Genomic DNA, 17,882 nt, shown 5'->3' with positions numbered 1-17,882 from the left:
GTATATAGGTTAACGCTTGCCTGCAAAGTGTTCGAGGAAGTATTCACTTTCGCGCCAGATCACTTTGCCATTGGCCAGTTTAAACAAGCGGAACGTCTGGCCTTCTATATCCTCGTAAAACACCTGGTAAGAGGCCACAGGCAATTTGCCCTTCTCCGTTACTTTCACCCGGCCATAAGTCAGTAAGTCAGGTAGCATTTCGTCGAGGTAGGGCAGCAGGATGTTTTCATCTTCACTCCAGAATAAAGAAAACTTATCTACATTATAATTAAGAGCATTACTACGCGAAGTATTCCAGAATTTATTCACGAGGTTATAGTGCGTACGTACTTCATCCGGTTTAAGTGGCAGGAACTGGATGTTGCGGTAGGCCGAGTGCTGGTATTTTCTTTCTTTCAACACAGAGTCCAGCGTTTTAAGATAGCTGTCCACATCTTCCTTTAAAATAGTAAGTACGGTATTCCGGGTAGTGTAGGTGAGCGTGTCGGCAGATTCCTGCGGTTCGATTTTGATCAGGCTTTGCGCCGATATAGCCGAACAGCACAACACACCCAGGCATAAAGACATGAGCTTTTTCATAGGATAAGGTTATTTTACAGTATCAAATATAATAATATGTGCTTATATGTGCATGTTTTCCCAGGTAGATTTTTTTGTAGTTAATTTAATATTGATAAATAGCTGTTTATGATACTTCGAACATATACAGAAAGTACACATACTTGACAGCAGCCAATAAATTATTATATTTGCATTAATCATGTCGCACATTGCAATAACCATATCTCTGCCGGAAGAGCTGAAAGACATACTCGTAGCACAATTATCGGATGCAGACTACGAAGGATTTGAAGAAACGCACGAGCAACTGGTGGCCTATATACCAGAGAAGCTATTCAATGAGCAGGCATTAAACGAAGTTTTAGCACCACACTTACTGAACTACACAAAGGAGGCCATTGCCAATACTAACTGGAACGCCGTATGGGAGAGTAATTTCGAACCCGTGCAGGTAGAAGGTTTTTGCGGCATCAGGGCCGATTTTCACGAGCCCATGGGTGATAAAGTACAGCATGAGATCGTGATTACGCCTAAAATGTCGTTCGGTACAGGTCATCACGCCACTACGTATTCGATGATACGGTTGATGGAAGATGTAGACTTTAAGGGCAAAACAGTATTTGATTTTGGAACAGGTACCGGCATACTGGCCATACTGGCCGAAAAGCTGGGGGCTGCAAAGGCCGATGCAATTGATAATGATGAATGGGCGGTAAATAACTCGATCGAGAATGTAGCCACTAATCATACACAACAGGTGAAGGTTTGGCAGGCAGACAACCTGGAGCAGCTGGATGGCACCTACGATGTAGTGCTGGCCAACATTAACCGGAATATATTACTGCGTTTTATGAGCGATATGCGCAGGTTAATAGATAAGAACGGACTTTTATTACTGAGTGGCATTTTATCAGACGACGAGCAGATCATTACCAACAGCGCTTTAGCAAACGGCTTTATTTTTGAGCGTAAAGCACAGAAAGAGAATTGGTTAGCCATACAGTTTAAGGCTTCTGGAAATTAATGTGTATTTATTTGTATATTTAATAAGCTGATTGATTATTGATTGTATTATAAAAATCTTAATTTTTCGCTTCTTTTTAACAACTAATTTACTATCTTAGCACTCTAACTTATTGTTGATGATTGAATTATTGCTTTTAGTATGTGCCTACCTCATAGGCTCCATTGCTACCGCCGTATGGGTAAGTAAAGGGGTTTTCGGTATCGACATCCGTGAACACGGAAGCGGTAATGCCGGTGCAACCAATACTTTCCGCGTACTGGGCCCTAAGGCAGGTACGTTCGTAATGGTGGTGGACATGTTGAAAGGTATCCTCGCCATTAAATTATCACTGCTTATTCCATACTACCAGGCTCCGGAACATTTGACCCAGCTGGTTAACTTACAGATAGGTTTGGGTCTTGCTGCCGTATTAGGTCACGTGTTCCCGATATGGGCTGGCTTTAGGGGCGGTAAGGGTATTGCTACCCTTTTCGGGATGGTATTGGCCATTCAGCCGTTTGTAGCATTGAGCTGTGTAGGTGTATTCCTGCTGATCTTATTCCTTACAAGATACGTATCCCTCAGTTCCATCATCGCTAGCATAGCCTTCCCTGTATTGATCCTGTTCATTTTTAAGGAAGAAGAGCTGTACTACCGCATATTCGCGATTGCGGTGGCCCTGATGGTGGTGCTTACTCACCAGAAAAACATTGCCAGGTTACTTACCGGCACCGAAAGTAAGGTCCCTCTCTTCAAGAACCGCAGAGGCCTCCGCCGCCGCCGCGACGAAGAATAAACGATAAAACTTACTGGAAAAGGTTTGGCACAAAATGTGCATCCTCTATAAAAAGATTTAAATTGATCCAACATACCTATTGTTGGATTAATTTATTTTTACACACCTTTGCTCTATAAACTAGTATCATGAAAAAAGCAGCGCTATTACTGATAGCAGCGGCGGCACTTGCAGTAGCATGTACCCGCGTGCCCATTACAGGCAGAAAGCAGTTGAACCTCATACCGGAAAGCACCATGCAATCCATGGCCTTAACCGAGTACCAGACTTTCCTTTCCCAGAACAAAACAGTAGCCGCATCTACCAGCAAAGATGCTGAAATGGTGAAACGTGTTGGCCAGCGTATTGCTGCAGCGGTTACCACTTACCTTTCGCAGAACGGTCATCAGAAAGAAATTGAAGGATATAAATGGGAGTTTAATCTCGTGCAGGACGATCAGGTGAATGCCTGGTGTATGCCTGGTGGTAAGGTAGTGGTGTACACTGGTTTGTTGCCGGTTACTAAAAATGAAACGGCACTGGCTTGTGTAATGGGGCATGAAATTGCGCATGCTATTGCACGCCATGGTAACGAACGTATGAGTCAGAGCATGGTAGCGCAGGGCATCCAGGTAGCAGGTTCTGTTGCGTTAAGCAAAAACGTACAGGCGCAGAACATCTTTATGCAGGCATTCAACATCGGTGGTCCTTTAGGCTTGAACGCTTACTCTCGTCAGAACGAGCTGGAAGCAGATGGACTGGGCCTTATATTCATGGCTTTGGCAGGTTACAACCCTAACGAGGCGGTATCGTTCTGGCAGCGTATGGCCGCAGCATCGGGCGGTAGCAAGCCACCAGAAATACTTAGCACGCACCCAAGTGACGAAAGGCGTATTTCCGAAATCCAGCGTTTGCTGCCCCAGGCAATGAAGTATTATACCCCGCAGAAGTAATAACATCTTTAGCTATACGAAGGGCGTCCGCACAACGGGCGCCTTTTTTTATACTTGGTGCTGTGCCGGAAAGTTTGCAACTTTAAAGAGAGAAGAGCCCCGGTGTAATTGAAAAACCGAACTAAGTTAAACCACCTGCAGCCCAATGAATTTTACGGAATGGAATACACGTACTGTCCCGTTTTTTATAGAAGAAATGGTTGAAACGCAAACAGCTGCTTACCCTTCTATCCGGCAGTTTCAGCAACCAGGGATATATACACCGGCGTTAAGAGCGCAACTCGCGGATTACATACATGGTTGTACGGGCATAGTGGCCACTTCTTTAGATCGTATCAATCCATATACAGGTGAGCGGATAATGGAGCTGGCGTACTATACAGACGGGGAAGTGATCTTCAACAATCTCTTACGTGATTATATACAACGCAACGATTTTGCGCTGCCTGCGTCGTGGCTTGCGCTGATCAAACAAAAGGATTTCAGAACCGGGCCATTGGCGTTCGATGCTAAAATGGGAGAGGACAGCGAAGTGAATATTTTTCAAACAGTCACACAAACTTTCCAGGAGTACCCCGCTGTAAAAAAGGCTATGGTAGCACCTCCCGGACAAACGTCAGCCATATGAAACGAGGCGCAGTAATTTTCTGGACGCTGTACATGCTCTTTTTCGCCATACCTTTTCCAATGATACTATACTACGCTATAACAAGCGGGTATGATGATAGTATGACACTGGAAAGAAACCCATGGGTATCGCTGACACTGCTGGGCATATCGGTAATAGCATGGCTGGTATTGCTGGCAACATGGTTAAAGCGATGGATAGTGAATGTGTTTGTAGTGAAGCAAAACATTTCGCAAATTCAAAGTGAAGGCGTGAGGAGAGATGCAAAAGTACTGAGCTCCGTAAACATATCGAAGCCAGGCGCTACCTACGAAACGTACGAGATAAAGCTGGGTTTTAACAACCTGGCCGGCAGTGCCATTGAACAGGTAACGCAGGTAAACGATACCAAGTCGTACGAGCGACGTTTTGATACAGGCAAAACCGTGAGCATAGTGATTGATAAGGAGGTGAAAAACATTCCTTACTTCATGTTTGAAACAGCAGAAGCGGAAGTGAAGAAAAGCCGGATAGTATTGCTGGTGTTGGGCTGGCTGGCTATCATAGCCGCTGTTATCGGTTATTACATTTTCTCGTATCAATTTGAAAGTCATGGTATGGGCTGGCGTTTCCTCGGTTTCGGTCACCCGCTGGTTATTTGCCCGCTGGTACTACTATTTTACCGTGGACTGTTTGGCCTTATTTTCAGCAGGTTAGGCGGAGGCACAGCACGTAACAACGCATTGCTTAAGTTCAAAGGTATTAGGACCACCGCGAGGCTGATCAACGCCTCGCAAACAGGGCTTTATGTGAACGAGCAGCCGATGGTAAAGTTCGAACTGGAATACACCGATCGTAACCAAAACATACGCCGGGCCAGTGTTAAAAAGATCGTAAACCTGCTGGACCTCGGTACCGTAAAGCAGGAACAGGCCGATATTTTTTACCTGGAAGAGAAACCAGAACTAGTAGCCTTTGCGAGTGACCTGGATTAAAATGAATCAATGAAAAAGCTATTTATACTTACGATGTTTACTGTTGCTTTTGCGGGCTGCGATCCTGTAGCGAACAGTATTAAAGAAACGTTCGAGCCTGACAGGCCGGTGTTGGCGGTGAGGCCAAACCCAGCAGCGGTTGCCGAAACAACGCGTACGCAGGTAAGCGTTAGTTTCTCTACCAGTACAACAACTACAACCACTTCGGCACGGGAGCGGGCGAAGGCGGGTTTTTTGGGCGATGCGGAGCGGTTGGTTAAAGCAGAAGCAGCGCTTAAGAGCCTGCCACAGTTTGATGGTAGGGAGTTGTTCCTGTATAACAGTGCTCATTTTTATGATGATGGCCGCATTATGTTGAACCTTCGCCAACCGCAGAACCCCCGTTACGTGGATGCTTACCATTACCGGGATGGTAAGTGGTCGGAGCCTAAGCCTGTGCAGCTAAGTGTGAGGGATGAAGAGCGTTTGAGTACAAAAAGTGTTTCGCTAAACGATATTCATTTTATGGCAGTAGCCAATATTCAGAAAGTATTTAAAGAGAAAGCAGCAGAGATAGAAGGAGCAGAGGCAGCAACAACGATATACCTGATCGTATGGGATGGTAAGGTGCGGTGGTACCCGTTAAGCATCAACGGAAGCAGGGAGCGGTATGGGATTGAGTTTAATGTGGATGGTACGTTAAAGCGGTTTAAGCGGGAGTAGGAGCTGGGGTATATACCGGCTTATTCGTACGGTGAGTTTTATACTGCAGCGGAGATTGCGAACGAGGATGGCTCCGTTCCTCGCCCTGACAGACTTTGAAATGCCCGCCCCTACCTCATTGCCGGGTATTAGGTTGCTGCTGAAGGGAGTTACCTTTGGATTTATAGTGCGGTCTATACACCGCCACAATGGGAATAACTGAACGTGCCCAATGTTGTTACCAACGCTGAAGGGAGTGACACAACGGTGGCTGAATAGTACTACTAAAGCTTGTCCAAAAACTAAAAAGGGAACATGGCCTACACCGTGTTCCCTTTATTATGTCAAATAAGCTTGTTTTTAAGGCTGAACGATCTGACCCAGGTTCAGGAGTTCGTTGTACTTGTACTGGTCCTTATCGCTCTGAAAACACTTGCCAAGCTCCTCCAGCAATAACTGGATGATGCGTTTGTTGGACTGCGGCCTGTAATACGAGGGCAGCGGGTGAACTGAAACGCGCTTGAAGTAGGTTTCCACGTCCTGCTGTGTGTAAATCTGCCCCTGTATGGGATCGATAAAGAACAGGATGCGGAAATCGTCGTTCGCCGGCTCGGAGAAGTCGTAGAAGCTGTCGTAATACGCAAGTATGAACTGCCTGGGAATATTTACAGCATATACGGGCAGGTCGAGCATGGCGCAGAGGCTCTGGTAAATAATGCCGTTGGTAATCGGGTTACCTTTTTTGGCTTCTACCACCTGGTTAATAAAGAACTGGTTTTTACGCTGGTAGGATATTTCCTCGCCTTTAAGCCCGAAGTAGTTATAGATCATGCTGTTGAGTACATTGATCTGTTCGAGCGGGGTGAGGTAATTATTCAGTTCCAGCCATATGTTACGCTTAATACGTTCTATTTCTGCAATGATCGGTGCCGGACTAAGTTCAGGGAACTGGTAGCGGGCCGATAGTATGGCGCCTTTCATGAGGTCTGGCGAATCCACACTGGCCCAATCTGTAAACAATTCCTGCAGGTCCATATAGTGAACGCGGTGAATAAGCAGTTCTATCCTTTCCTGGATATGCTCGTCCAGCGTGTTTTCCCAGAGATGTTCGAGGTTGGGTATGATTTCTTTTCCGAACAGCAGTATCTTACTGGACACAGTGTCAAACACTTCCTGGTCGGGATCGTCCAGGAGATGGAACAAGGCGTTTATTTCTTTCGTTTCATGCATGCGTTCGTTGGATAATGGTTCAAACTATAAACAATTGGCAGGTGAAGGGCAACGAGTCCTGTTGTGTTTATAACAGTTAACCATCAACTTCATCCGTCAACTATTCAGATTTCTTCTTTCTTCCCGCTGCAGCTTTCTTTTTCGGAGGATTGGCCTTTACATCTTCAATGATGGCTTTTGCTTCTTCCACGGTAATATCGGCAGCAGCGTCTATCCGTTCTTTCGGGATCTTAAAGTTTCTGAGTCCCTGTTTAATATACGGGCCATATGGGCCTTTGAGGATCTGTATCTTTTCTTTTTCGAATACCTTAATAGTACGTTCGGTTTTTGCAGTGCGTTTTTCAACGATCAGCGGTGCTACCTCTTCCAGTTCCACGGTGTACGGGTCCATTTCCTTTTTCAGGGAGTAGAACTGTTTGGCGTGTGAGGCGTAAGGGCCAAAGCGGCCGATGTTCACCACTACTTCTTCGCCTTCGAATACACCAAGGTTGCGGGGCAGTTTAAAGAGTTCCATCGCTTCGTCCATCGTAATGGTCTCGATGCTCTGGGTGTTCTTTAACTTGGCAAAACGTGGCTTTTCCTCGTCTTCTACCTTGCCTATCTGGATCATAGGGCCAAAGCGTCCCATGCGTGCCGTAATCGGTTTGCCTGTACCGGCTTCTTCGCCCAGCAAACGTTCTCCTTTTACCCTTTCCGCGTTTTCAAGCGTGTTTTCCACATCTTTATGGAAAGGACTATAGAACTCGGTGAGCATATTGTTCCAAACCTTCTTGCCATTGGCGATTTCGTCGAACTCGCCTTCGATTTTGGCGGTAAAGCCGTAATCCATGATAGCATCGAAGTACTGGTTTAAGAAGTCCGTAACTATCATGCCAAGATCAGTTGGGAACAGCTTTGATTTCTCTGCACCGGTATTTTCGGCATCAGCTGTTTTCTCAATCTTGTCTGATTTTAATATTAAGATACGAAACTCTCTTTTAACTCCTTCCTTATCGCGTTTTTCTACGTAGGCGCGTTTCTGAATAGTCGTAATGGTAGGCGCGTAGGTAGAGGGGCGACCGATTCCCAGTTCTTCCAGTTTTTTTACCAGGCTTGCCTCCGTGTAACGGGGCGAAGGACGGGTAAATCTTTCTGTCGCTTTCATTTCGCGCAGGTCCAGCACTTGTTTAATGCTAAGTGGTGGCAGTACGCCTTCCTGTTCTTCTTCTTCGTGCAGGTCCTCATCGTCGCGGTCTTCGCGGTATACTTTAAGGAAGCCGTCGAATTTAAGCACCTCACCGCTGGCGGTCAGCTCTTCGTGGTTGGTGGATATATCGATCTTCGCGATCGTTTTCTCCAGTTCTGCATCACTCATCTGGCTGGCGATGGTACGTTTCCAGATCAGTTCATACAGGCGGCGAAGGTCGCTGTCTTCCACCGTATGGTTTTCCATATAAGTGGGGCGGATGGCTTCGTGCGCTTCCTGTGCCGATTCGTTTTTATTCTTGTACTTACGTGTTTGCAGGTATTTTTCACCGTACTGTCCCGTGATCTCTTTGCTGATATCGGCCATGGCGGTTTCAGAGAGGTTCACGGAGTCGGTCCTCATGTAGCTGATTTTACCACTTTCGTACAGCTTCTGCGCCAGCAACATGGTTTTAGAAACACTGTAACCGAGTTTACGGCTGGCTTCCTGTTGCAGGGTAGAAGTGGTGAAGGGGGCGGCTGGCGACTTTTTACCAGGTTTAACCTGGATGTCTTTCACCGAGTAGGCAGCACCTACGCATGCCTGGAGAAACTTCTCGGCATCATCGGATGTTTTGAAGCGGGAAGGGCCGTCGGCTTTGAAGGTAACGGTCTTGCCGGATATATCTTTAGCGGTAAAAAATGCTTCGAGTTTAAAGGCGCTGGTGGAGGTAAAGTGGTTGATTTCCCTTTCACGTTCTACGATCAGGCGAACGGCCACGGACTGCACACGGCCGGCAGACAGTGAGTTGCGCATGCTCATTTTTCTCCACAACACGGGCGATAATTCAAAACCCACGATCCTGTCGAGGATACGGCGGGCCTGCTGGGCGTTCACCAGGTTCATGTCGAGAAAGCGGGGCTGGTTTACCGCTTTTTCGATGGCTGGCTTCGTAATCTCATGGAATACAATACGTTTCGTGGTTTCCGGATCGAGGCCCAATACCTCGGCCAGGTGCCAGGAAATAGCCTCACCCTCACGGTCCTCATCCGTTGCTAACCAAACCTCATCGGCTTCTTTGGCCATCTTCTTGAGGTCCTTTACCACTTTTTCTTTCTCCTCAGGGATAATATATTTAGGCTTGAAGTTGTTTTTGATATCGATGCCCATATCATCCTTCTCCAGGTCGCGGATGTGACCGAAGCAGGAAGTAACTTCAAAATCTTTGCCCAGTATCTTTTCGATAGTCTTAGCCTTCGCCGGGGACTCTACTATTACCAGATTTTTTGCCATGAAACGCCAGCTTTATTATATATAAATACGGAAAATATCGGGAAAAGAGACACATCCGGATTTTGCAAGTATATAAAAGTAGGTTGATATAAAAAATAGCGGGGAAATCGCAAAGGGTCGTAAATTGGACGTATATCTGTGGTTAAGCCTGCTCCATGGCCCTCCTTGGCACCTGATCGGATGGGTATATAATATTTTAAAATAAACCGAAATGGATATAGTTATTATAGGTTCCGGTAATATTGCCCATTGTTTTGGTCATTTATTAAAGCTGCATGGCCACCCGGTAAAGCAGGTCATCAGCCGGAGAAAGGAAAATGCTTCGGCTCTGGCCGGATTACTTGGCGCTTCTCATACCGCCGACCTGCTGGATATAAATATGGAGGCAGATGTATACCTCCTGGCCGTAGGCGATACCGTGATACATGAACTGAACGACAAACTACGCCTTGGTCGCCGTATTGTGGCACATACTGCCGGTGCGGTGCCACTGGACGCTATCAACAAGATATCTACCTCCACCGGCGTTATTTACCCGCTACAGTCTATCCGGAAGGAAACGAAGGATTATCCCACCATGCCACTGCTGCTGGAGGCTTCGGCCGACGATGTACTGCGACGGCTGCAATCACTGGCGCAAAGTATTTCAGGGCAAATTACGGTGATGGATTCGGCGCAACGGCTGCAAATGCACCTGGCCGCCGTGTTCTGCAACAATTTCACCAACCACCTCGTTGCCCTTGCCAAATCGTACTGTGAGCAGGAGCAACTGGATTTTCAATTGCTGCAACCTATTATCCGCGAAACGTTCTCCCGACTGGAAAAGTTTGCGCCCGACCAGGTACAAACGGGGCCGGCTTTGCGTAACGACCAGGTAACCATGGAATTGCATCAGCAACAACTGGCTTTATATCCATTTATGCAGCAAATCTATCCTTTAATGTCGCAAAGCATTTATAACTTTCACCGCCTGCAATCAGGCGAAGAAAAATAGCCGCTAAAACCATATTTTTGCCCACTCAGCAAAAGAGAACAGACCGAAGCAGATGAATGTACTAGAACTTTTTAAGCCCGTAAAGACTTTCGTATTTGATGTGGATGGCGTACTTACAGACGGTACCGTGCAGCTTATGCCCGGTGGCGAACTGTCGCGCAAAATGAATATTAAGGATGGTTATGCGCTGCAACTGGCCGTAAAAATGGGCTACCGTGTGGTGATCATCTCCGGCGGTAAATCTGAAAGTGTGGTGAGCAGGCTCGAAGGACTGGGTATAAAAGATATATACACCGGCGTATACGATAAAAGGGAACAGTTGGAAGAATATGCTTTAATGCACAACCTCCGCTGGGAGGAAATGATGTTCATGGGCGACGATATACCGGATTACAAACCGATGAAACTGGTAGGCCTCGCTGCCTGTCCTGCCGATGCATGCCCCGAGATCAAGAGCATATCGCGCTACATTTCGCCTAACACGGGTGGCAATGGCTGCGTACGCGACGTGATCGAAAAGGTGCTGAAACTGAATGGCCATTGGGTGATCGACGACAGCATCGCCTCCAAGTAATTTTTAACTTACATTTGCTGCAACCGTTTAGGAAAGGAAACACATTATGAAGCTACTGGCAGCATATTTACGACTGATCAGGTATCCGAACCTCATTTATATAGCGCTTACGCAGTTCCTGCTGCAGTATTGTGTAGTGGCCCCCGTGCTGCGTCACAATGGCAGCGAACCTTCGTTGCCTGTATACTATTTTGTTGTGCTGGTACTCAGTACTGTCATTGTAGCCGCGGCAGGGTATATCATCAACGACTATTTCGATATTAATATTGATATCGTAAACAAGCCCGATAAAATGGTGGTGGATAAAATCATCAGCCGTCGCTGGGCGATGGCCTGGCATACCCTTCTTAATATGGCGGGCGTGTCGATGGGTTTTATACTGGCCTGGAAGATCGGGCAAATTTACCTGGGCTTTGTGCAGGTACTTTCTTCTTTATTACTCTGGTTTTATTCTACTTCTTTCAAACGCCAGGTGCTTATCGGCAACGTGGTCATCTCGTTCCTTACTGCCCTTTCGGTGGTAGTGGTGGGCTTTTATGAAAGGCAGATATACGAAAGCTTCGAGGCCATCATGTCGCCGGCAGGACGTAAGCTGATACAGATCATCGGTGTATACGCCATCTTCGCATTCGTAATTTCAATGGTGCGCGAAGTGGTGAAAGACCTGGAAGATATGATCGGCGACAGCAAAGATGGTTGCCGCACTATTCCCATTGTATGGGGTGTGGCCCCGGCCAAACGCCTGTGTTTCGGATTACTCCTGGGCCTCCAGGTATTAATTATACTGGTAGAAATAAGAATTGGGGTGATGGGATGGTATTGGGCCATTGCTTACCTGGTGCTGTTCGTTCAGTTGCCCATCCTGTATATCCTGCGTTTATTGCAGCAGGCACACCTGCCCGATCATTATCACCGCGTAAGCTCACTGGTAAAAGTGCTGATGCTTACCGGTATCTTATCCATGATATTCTTTAAATTGTTGTTGTAATGTATTCAGGAAAGCCTGTCATCCTGGCCTCCCAGTCGCCCCGCCGCAAGCAGTTGCTGGAACAGGCCGGTGTACCATTCGAAGTGAAAGTTGTGGAAACTGCGGAAACCTATCCTCCAACGCTCCCGATATCTTCCATACCTGTACATATCGCCCGTAAAAAGGCCGATGCGGTGATGGAACTCTGCTCCGAAGACGATATCATCATCGCCGCCGATACCATTGTAGTGCTTAACCGCACCGTTATCGGTAAACCTAAAGACCGCGACGATGCCATCTCCATACTCAGCTCTCTCGAAGGACAAACGCACGAAGTAATTACCGGGGTAGTCATCCGCCACAAAAACGGTAATAAAGAGTTCTCGAAGATTACCGAAGTGCATTTCAAACCGCTGCTGCGTTCGCAGATCGAGTATTATGTAGATCATTACAAACCTTATGATAAAGCAGGCGCTTACGCTATCCAGGAATGGATAGGTGCAGTGGGCATCGATAAGATCAATGGTTGTTTTTATAATGTGATGGGATTGCCCATCAGTAATGTGGTGGAAGAGCTGGAGAAGTTGCCTTATCTATAATAAAGCATCTACCTCTTTCTGCAAGGCCTCTTTACTCATCTGGCCCTCTACAAATTTCCGGTATCCTTTTTTGGGGTTGATGAAAATCGTGCAGGGAATGCTGCCTTTCCAGCGTGGGTCTATCCGCGAGGCGAAGGAGTTGGCATTTGGCTCGTTCAGCCATACGATGGATGAACGCATGTTCCTGCGTTTAGCGAAAGATTGGATATCCCCCGGATAGGCGTCGCTCATATCCAGGCTTACAAAGATGAATTTTACCGGTTTCCCCTTCAGCGCTTTCGCCTGTTTCTCGAAGGCAGGTATTTCCTGTATGCAGGGCGCACACCAGGTGGCCCAAAGGTTTACCACGTACGCGCTGTCGCCCGACTGTACCAGTTTTTCGAGGTCGTCTATTTTAAGACTGGGGATGGATCGCTGTGCGAACACCATACCGGCGCTCAACAGCATGGCTGCTAGCAAACTGCTTCTTTTCATCTCATGCACTTTTAATGGTTACTGTTCTCTCTGTGCTGTATATAACTATTCTTCTTTGCCTTCTTCTTCCATTTTAAAGCCCCATTCGGCCAGCAGGGTGTTGTATTGTTCCCCGGGCAGGCGGGTTTCGTTGTAGTGACCGGCCAGTGTTTTCTGGCGCATTGCCTCATATATGCTAACGGCGCAGGCCACCGAAATGTTCAGCGATTTAATGATGCCAAGCTGCGGCACAATAAAGTTGCCGTCCGCATGCTTACGTACTTCCTCGCTTACTCCAAACCTTTCATTGCCAAATACCAGTGCAATGGAGCCCGAAAAGTCGATATCGTATAAACTAACCGCGTCTGAACTTAAGTGCGTGGTTAAGATCTTGTTATATTTCTGGCGCAGGGCGGCCATACATTCCTCTGTATTATCGAATTCATGTACCGTCAGCCACTTCCTGGCGCTCGATGAACTACGGAACCCCCAATTTTTGTGCCGCGGTATGCGGGTGGTCAATACGTAAATATCCTGGATGCCAACAGAGTCGGCGGTACGCATCACCGCAGATATATTATGCGGGTCTTCCACATTTTCCAGCACCACGGTAAGGTCAGGCTGCCGCCTGTTTAAAACGGTTGTTAATCTTTCACTACGTTCCGGAGTCATTGGCTTGTAAACTGATCTCGTGCAAAAGTACGAATTGCCCGCACACCGCAATACGTTTTGCGGTTTACCGTTTACAGGGAAATTGTTATATCTTCATGCATTATTGGAAAAATCAAGCATACCTATGAAGCTGAAACTTAAAAAGATATTTAAGTGGACCGGGATTACGCTCGTCGTTTTAATCGCCCTGCTTATCGCCATTCCTTATTTGTTTAAGGGTAAAATTATAGCGAAAGTAAAAGATGAACTGAACAAGCAGCTGAATGCCAAAGTGGATTTTAAAGACGTAGACATCAGCCTTATCCGCCGTTTCCCCCGCCTGGCCGTGGCGTTGGAGGACTTCCACATTACAGGGCTGGCGCCTTTTGAGGGAGATACGCTTATTTCCATTCACCGCCTCGAAGCGGCGATGGACCTGATGAGCGCTATCAAAGGTGAAAATATTAAAGTATACAGCGTACTGGTGAAAACACCTCGTATACACGCTATCGTAAACCCCGATGGTCGTGTGAACTGGGATATCATGAAACCAGATACAGCTACTGCGGCAACGCCTGAAAAGGAATCATCTGATTCATCTTCCTTCGCATTAAGCCTGCAGCAATATGCGATAGAGGATGCCTACATCAGTTATGTAGACCGCCAGGGGAATATGAGCCTGCAAATCGATGATCTCGACCACTCTGGTAAAGGAGACTTTACGCAGGATATATTTACGATCAATACAAAAACTACCGTAGGTGGCGTAAATTTCCTGTCCGGCCTCATTCCTTACCTGTACAATACTAAAGTGAGTATGGATGCGGACGTAAAGGTGGATAACAAAACCAGCACATACTCCTTCAAAACCGATCAGATCGCGATCAACAACCTGAAAATTGCAACAGAAGGTTTTATCAGGTTGATAACCGATACTACTTATGGTATGGATATCAGCTTTAAAGCACCTTCTACCGACTTTAAAGATATCCTGTCGCTGGTGCCAAGTATTTACCAGGCCGACTTCTCCAAGATCAAGACCAGTGGTACTACTACCTTCAGCGGTTTCGTGAAAGGGGAGTATACACCGACTACCATGCCTGGCTTTGGTATCAAACTGGCCATCAAAGATGGTTTCTTCCAATATCCCGATCTTCCCAAACCAGTTAAAAATATCCAGTTAACGGTAGATATATCTAACCCCGATGGTGTTCCTGATCATACAGTTGTGAACATGCCTACCGCGCATCTTGAAATGGACGATGCACCGGTGGATATGCGTGTGTTGCTGAAAACACCGGTATCTGATCTATACATAGATGCGGCCGCCAAGGGCAAACTGGATCTTTCTAAAGTAAACCAGTTTTATAAACTGGAAGCCGGTACAAAACTGGCAGGTTTGCTGGACGCAGACATTGCCGCCAAAGGCAACCTCTCCGCCATCGAAAAGTCTCAGTACGAAAAGTTTGATGCACAGGGTACGCTGGTGTTGAAAGATATGTTGTACGCCAGCAAAGATTATCCGGATGGTGTAAAGGTGAGCGACCTGCTACTGCAGTTCACACCTAAAAACCTGAGCGTAAAACAATTCGCAGGTCAGTACCTCGGCAGCAACTTTAATGCCACCGGTGAAGTAAATAACGTACTGGCTTATGTACTGAAAAACGACCCGCTGAATGGTCACCTCGACCTTAAAGCCGATAACATTAACCTCGACAAATGGATGGCAACAGGCAGCGAGGCGCCTAAAACCGCAGCAGCTGCGGATACCTTAGCTTCCGAACCTTTCGTGGTGCCTAACAATCTCGATTTCTTAATTACTGCCAAAGTGGATAAGGTACACTACGATAAAGTAGACCTTACCAATCTTAGCGGTAACTTAAAGATCGCCGACCAGGCCGTTATACTCGATCATATCAAGGGTAACGCATTGCAGGGTACGATGGATATCAGCGGTAGCTATTCAACCAAAAACAGTAAAAAGAACCCGGAGATCGCACTTACTTATAATGTGAAAGAGCTGGACATTCAGCAAACTTTCCTCGCCTTTAATACCGTTCAGAAACTAATGCCGATCGCGCAGTTCCTCGGTGGTAAAGTAACCTCGCAGTTAACTGTAAATGGTAAACTGGGCGAAGATATGAGTCCGGTGTTAAACACCCTTAACGGTGAAGGCAACCTGTTACTGATACAGGGTGTACTGAAAAAGTTTGCCCCGCTGGACCAACTGGCTTCTACGCTGAACGTTACTGCCCTGCAGGATATTTCTGTTAAAGACATCAAGAACTATATCGCGTTCCAGAACGGCCGTGTAACCGTAAATCCTTTCCGTGTTAAGATCGCGAATATGAACATGCTGGTAGGTGGCTCACATGGCTTTGACCAAACGATGGATTACACGTTACAGATCGCATTACCGCGCAGTGTGATCGGTGCAAAAGGCACTTCGCTGATCGATAACCTGGTGTTGCAGGCAAACAATAAAGGTATTCCGGTGAAGCTGAGCGACAGCGTGCATTTGCAGGTAGCGATGGGTGGTAGCATTATGAAGCCTTCGTTAAAAACCGATTTGCAGGAATCTGTTTCCGGTGTAGCTACTAACCTGAAGAACCAGGCTACTGCATTGGTGAAAGCGAAAGTAGATTCGGCCAAAGCGGTAGTGAAAGATTCGCTTACATCGGTGAAGAACCAGGCAATTACTGCGGTGAAAGATGAGGTGAAAAACCAATTGCTTGGTAAAAAAGATTCTACAGCCACTGGCGGCAACCTGCAAAATGCTGGCAAAGCAGCCGGCAGCAGTATTAAGGGCGCACTCAACGGGCTGATCAAAAAGAAACCCGCTCCGGCCGACAGTGCTAAAAACCAATAATTTGTCGTAATTTAAGATAGCGCTTTGAAACAAATGTCCCTTGTACAACCTATACAAGGGACATTCGTTTTTAAAGGCGTCTTAAACGATATCCACGATGGAAACAATTGTGCAAAACCCCTGGTTTAATGCCAGCATCCTGGCTGGTTTGTTATTCTTCTCAATGGGCATGCTTATCCGCAGGTTCCCTCCCAAAACCATCAAAACATGGTATGGTTACCGCACCTTTCTTTCTACCCAAAACAAAGAGATGTGGGACTGCGCCAACAGGTATGCCGCTTACTTCTCACGTCGCGCCGGACTGGTGTTGTTATTGATCGGGCTGATGTTCGGCTTCATCTTCGACAAACAAACCGATATCTTTCTTTATCTCACTATTGGTCCCGTTATTATCGTTGCCTTACTGATGGCTGGTTACACAGAGTGGTACCTGCACGAAACCTTCGATGAGGACGGGCATAGGAGAGAGGGTAAATAATTACTTTTTTCTGATGATGAATACTGCGGGCACCGGCCTTTGCATCCCATCCGATACTTTAATGGTATTGGTGCCGTTAACCCACAAACACGACGATCCGCCGCCATCGAGGTTCAACGCTTCCTCACACCCCAGGTCTCTAAATATCTTCGCCATCTGTGGAAAGTTAGCACCTTCGGCCACACCTTTGTTCCGGCCTTCCACTACCAGTATAATCAGTTTGCCTTTCTTCGTATAACCAATGGCAGTGCGGGGGTGCATTGCTTCCAGTCCACCTGCCCGGTCTTCTTCTTTGGCAGTGATAAAGGGTTTGCCGTCTTTCAATAATACCGGTCCGCCACCTATAGCTTCATCCATTTTCCAGGCGTGAGCGCCTGCGGGCGAATATTTGCCCGGTTCTCTCGCTTCGGTGTTAGGCAAGTCGTATGCATAAGGCTGTTGCTCTTTGCCCACGTTGTATACCCAAGCTACATCCGGCTTTCCACGTTTGGATATGCCAAAGGCTCCCCGGGTGGGATATACCAGCACGCTATCTGTTTTAGATCGTTTCTGGTAGTATCCTTTCGGGTTTGGCGCCAGCACTTTCCCATCGTGCATCACGATGTTGAGGTTGCTGTTATCAGCAAAGGAAAAGAACGTAGTGTTGATGACCGCCAGGGTTTTCGGCCCTTCCTGTTCCGCGTATTGCGAAGGCGTGTAACGTTTGCCGTTACCAACACGGGTAACGAAATCGAGGTTGCTATCTTTTAAATCCGCTGTAAGATAAAAGGCGCGAAAAGGTTTACCATCAAGCGAGTCGGTGGTTTCGTACACCCGCACGCTTTTGGGTAAAGTATTGTTGTGTTGCGACAGATGCCAGCGCAACTGAGCCTGGGAAGATGCCGTACAAAAGAGCGCGGCCATGACGAGGACGTTTTTTCTCATAACCGCTAAAATAGCACGCCGGTAGCAACTATTGCCCCCGTTCATAAAATAAAAGGAAGGCTTAATATAACAGCGGTTGGCCGAAAATGGCTAATTTTCCGGAAATA

At 46.9% G+C, this 17,882-nt stretch carries 18 protein-coding genes; 12 read left to right on the top strand and 6 right to left on the bottom strand.

The genetic code is table 11. The annotated features are described in order from the left end of the window. Positions 1–9: 9 nt before the first annotated feature. Positions 10–579, bottom strand: a complete 570-nt coding sequence (locus QZT80_RS12630) for a hypothetical protein (protein ID WP_295122287.1) — start codon at positions 577–579, stop codon at positions 10–12. 181 nt (positions 580–760) lie between these two features. Between QZT80_RS12630 and prmA the strand changes: the two genes are divergently transcribed. From prmA to QZT80_RS12600, 6 genes are all read left to right on the top strand, one after another. Continuing rightward, positions 761–1,585: a 50S ribosomal protein L11 methyltransferase gene (prmA, locus tag QZT80_RS12625; protein WP_295122285.1), complete on the top strand. Its 825-nt coding sequence runs from the start codon at positions 761–763 to the stop codon at positions 1,583–1,585. Between the two features lie 118 nt (positions 1,586–1,703). Continuing rightward, complete coding sequence (plsY, locus tag QZT80_RS12620) at positions 1,704–2,363, top strand: glycerol-3-phosphate 1-O-acyltransferase PlsY (RefSeq protein ID WP_295122283.1); 660 nt, start codon at positions 1,704–1,706, stop codon at positions 2,361–2,363. A 128-nt stretch (positions 2,364–2,491) separates the two neighbouring features. Beyond that, positions 2,492–3,295 (top strand): M48 family metallopeptidase, encoded by an 804-nt coding sequence (locus QZT80_RS12615; RefSeq protein ID WP_295122281.1) that lies wholly within the window; start codon positions 2,492–2,494, stop codon positions 3,293–3,295. 145 nt (positions 3,296–3,440) lie between these two features. Then, a complete protein-coding gene (locus QZT80_RS12610) occupies positions 3,441–3,923 on the top strand; it encodes a hypothetical protein (protein ID WP_295122279.1) in 483 nt (160 codons plus the stop codon). Continuing rightward, positions 3,920–4,897, top strand: coding sequence for a hypothetical protein (locus QZT80_RS12605; protein ID WP_295122277.1), 978 nt, complete (start codon positions 3,920–3,922; stop codon positions 4,895–4,897). Before QZT80_RS12610 ends, QZT80_RS12605 begins: the two co-directional genes overlap by 4 nt. A gap of 9 nt (positions 4,898–4,906) precedes the next feature. Continuing rightward, positions 4,907–5,599 (top strand): hypothetical protein, encoded by a 693-nt coding sequence (locus QZT80_RS12600; protein ID WP_295122275.1) that lies wholly within the window; start codon positions 4,907–4,909, stop codon positions 5,597–5,599. 339 nt (positions 5,600–5,938) lie between these two features. On the opposite strand, the gene QZT80_RS12595 is transcribed toward QZT80_RS12600, so the two are convergent. Both QZT80_RS12595 and topA read right to left on the bottom strand, forming a co-directional pair. Then, complete coding sequence (locus tag QZT80_RS12595; RefSeq protein ID WP_295122274.1) at positions 5,939–6,808, bottom strand: transglutaminase-like domain-containing protein; 870 nt, start codon at positions 6,806–6,808, stop codon at positions 5,939–5,941. 100 nt (positions 6,809–6,908) lie between these two features. Further along, on the bottom strand, positions 6,909–9,266 hold the full coding sequence (gene topA / locus QZT80_RS12590) for a type I DNA topoisomerase (protein ID WP_295122272.1): 2,358 nt from the start codon (positions 9,264–9,266) through the stop codon (positions 6,909–6,911). Positions 9,267–9,477: 211 nt separating this feature from the next. On the opposite strand from topA, the gene QZT80_RS12585 reads away from it, so the two are divergent. From QZT80_RS12585 to QZT80_RS12570, 4 genes are read left to right on the top strand one after another with little or no spacing between them, the layout of a single operon-like run. Beyond that, complete coding sequence (locus QZT80_RS12585) at positions 9,478–10,260, top strand: Rossmann-like and DUF2520 domain-containing protein (protein ID WP_295122270.1); 783 nt, start codon at positions 9,478–9,480, stop codon at positions 10,258–10,260. A gap of 52 nt (positions 10,261–10,312) precedes the next feature. After that, the gene (locus QZT80_RS12580; RefSeq protein ID WP_295122268.1) at positions 10,313–10,834 is read left to right on the top strand and encodes an HAD family hydrolase; all 522 of its coding nucleotides are present in this window, start codon (positions 10,313–10,315) and stop codon (positions 10,832–10,834) included. A 46-nt stretch (positions 10,835–10,880) separates the two neighbouring features. Further along, positions 10,881–11,822 carry a geranylgeranylglycerol-phosphate geranylgeranyltransferase gene (locus QZT80_RS12575; protein ID WP_295122266.1) on the top strand — a complete coding sequence of 314 codons (942 nt, stop codon included), beginning with the start codon at positions 10,881–10,883 and terminating at the stop codon, positions 11,820–11,822. After that, a complete protein-coding gene (locus QZT80_RS12570; protein WP_295122264.1) occupies positions 11,822–12,400 on the top strand; it encodes a Maf family protein in 579 nt (192 codons plus the stop codon). The genes QZT80_RS12575 and QZT80_RS12570 overlap by 1 nt, the downstream gene beginning before the upstream one ends. On the opposite strand, the gene QZT80_RS12565 is transcribed toward QZT80_RS12570, so the two are convergent. Together QZT80_RS12565 and QZT80_RS12560 are read right to left on the bottom strand one after the other, a co-directional pair. Further along, entirely contained in the window at positions 12,395–12,874 is a 480-nt protein-coding gene (locus QZT80_RS12565) for a TlpA disulfide reductase family protein (protein ID WP_295122262.1), read from the bottom strand. The two genes, QZT80_RS12570 and QZT80_RS12565, sit on opposite strands and share 6 nt — an antisense overlap. A 45-nt stretch (positions 12,875–12,919) precedes the next feature. Continuing rightward, positions 12,920–13,525 (bottom strand): RNA methyltransferase, encoded by a 606-nt coding sequence (locus QZT80_RS12560; RefSeq protein ID WP_295122260.1) that lies wholly within the window; start codon positions 13,523–13,525, stop codon positions 12,920–12,922. A gap of 124 nt (positions 13,526–13,649) precedes the next feature. Between QZT80_RS12560 and QZT80_RS12555 the strand changes: the two genes are divergently transcribed. Together QZT80_RS12555 and QZT80_RS12550 are read left to right on the top strand one after the other, a co-directional pair. Then, positions 13,650–16,373: an AsmA-like C-terminal region-containing protein gene (locus QZT80_RS12555; protein WP_295122258.1), complete on the top strand. Its 2,724-nt coding sequence runs from the start codon at positions 13,650–13,652 to the stop codon at positions 16,371–16,373. 97 nt (positions 16,374–16,470) lie between these two features. Continuing rightward, positions 16,471–16,851, top strand: a complete 381-nt coding sequence (locus QZT80_RS12550; RefSeq protein ID WP_295122256.1) for an SdpI family protein — start codon at positions 16,471–16,473, stop codon at positions 16,849–16,851. Here the strand turns inward: QZT80_RS12550 and QZT80_RS12545 are convergent, their stop codons facing one another. After that, positions 16,852–17,775, bottom strand: coding sequence for a phosphodiester glycosidase family protein (locus tag QZT80_RS12545; RefSeq protein WP_295122254.1), 924 nt, complete (start codon positions 17,773–17,775; stop codon positions 16,852–16,854). Positions 17,776–17,882: the final 107 nt, after the last annotated feature.

It is taken from the genome of uncultured Chitinophaga sp. (genome assembly GCF_902168175.1).
In the GTDB taxonomy this organism is placed as follows: Bacteria; Bacteroidota; Bacteroidia; order Chitinophagales; family Chitinophagaceae; genus Chitinophaga.
This window is presented reverse-complemented; position numbering and strand designations above follow the sequence as displayed.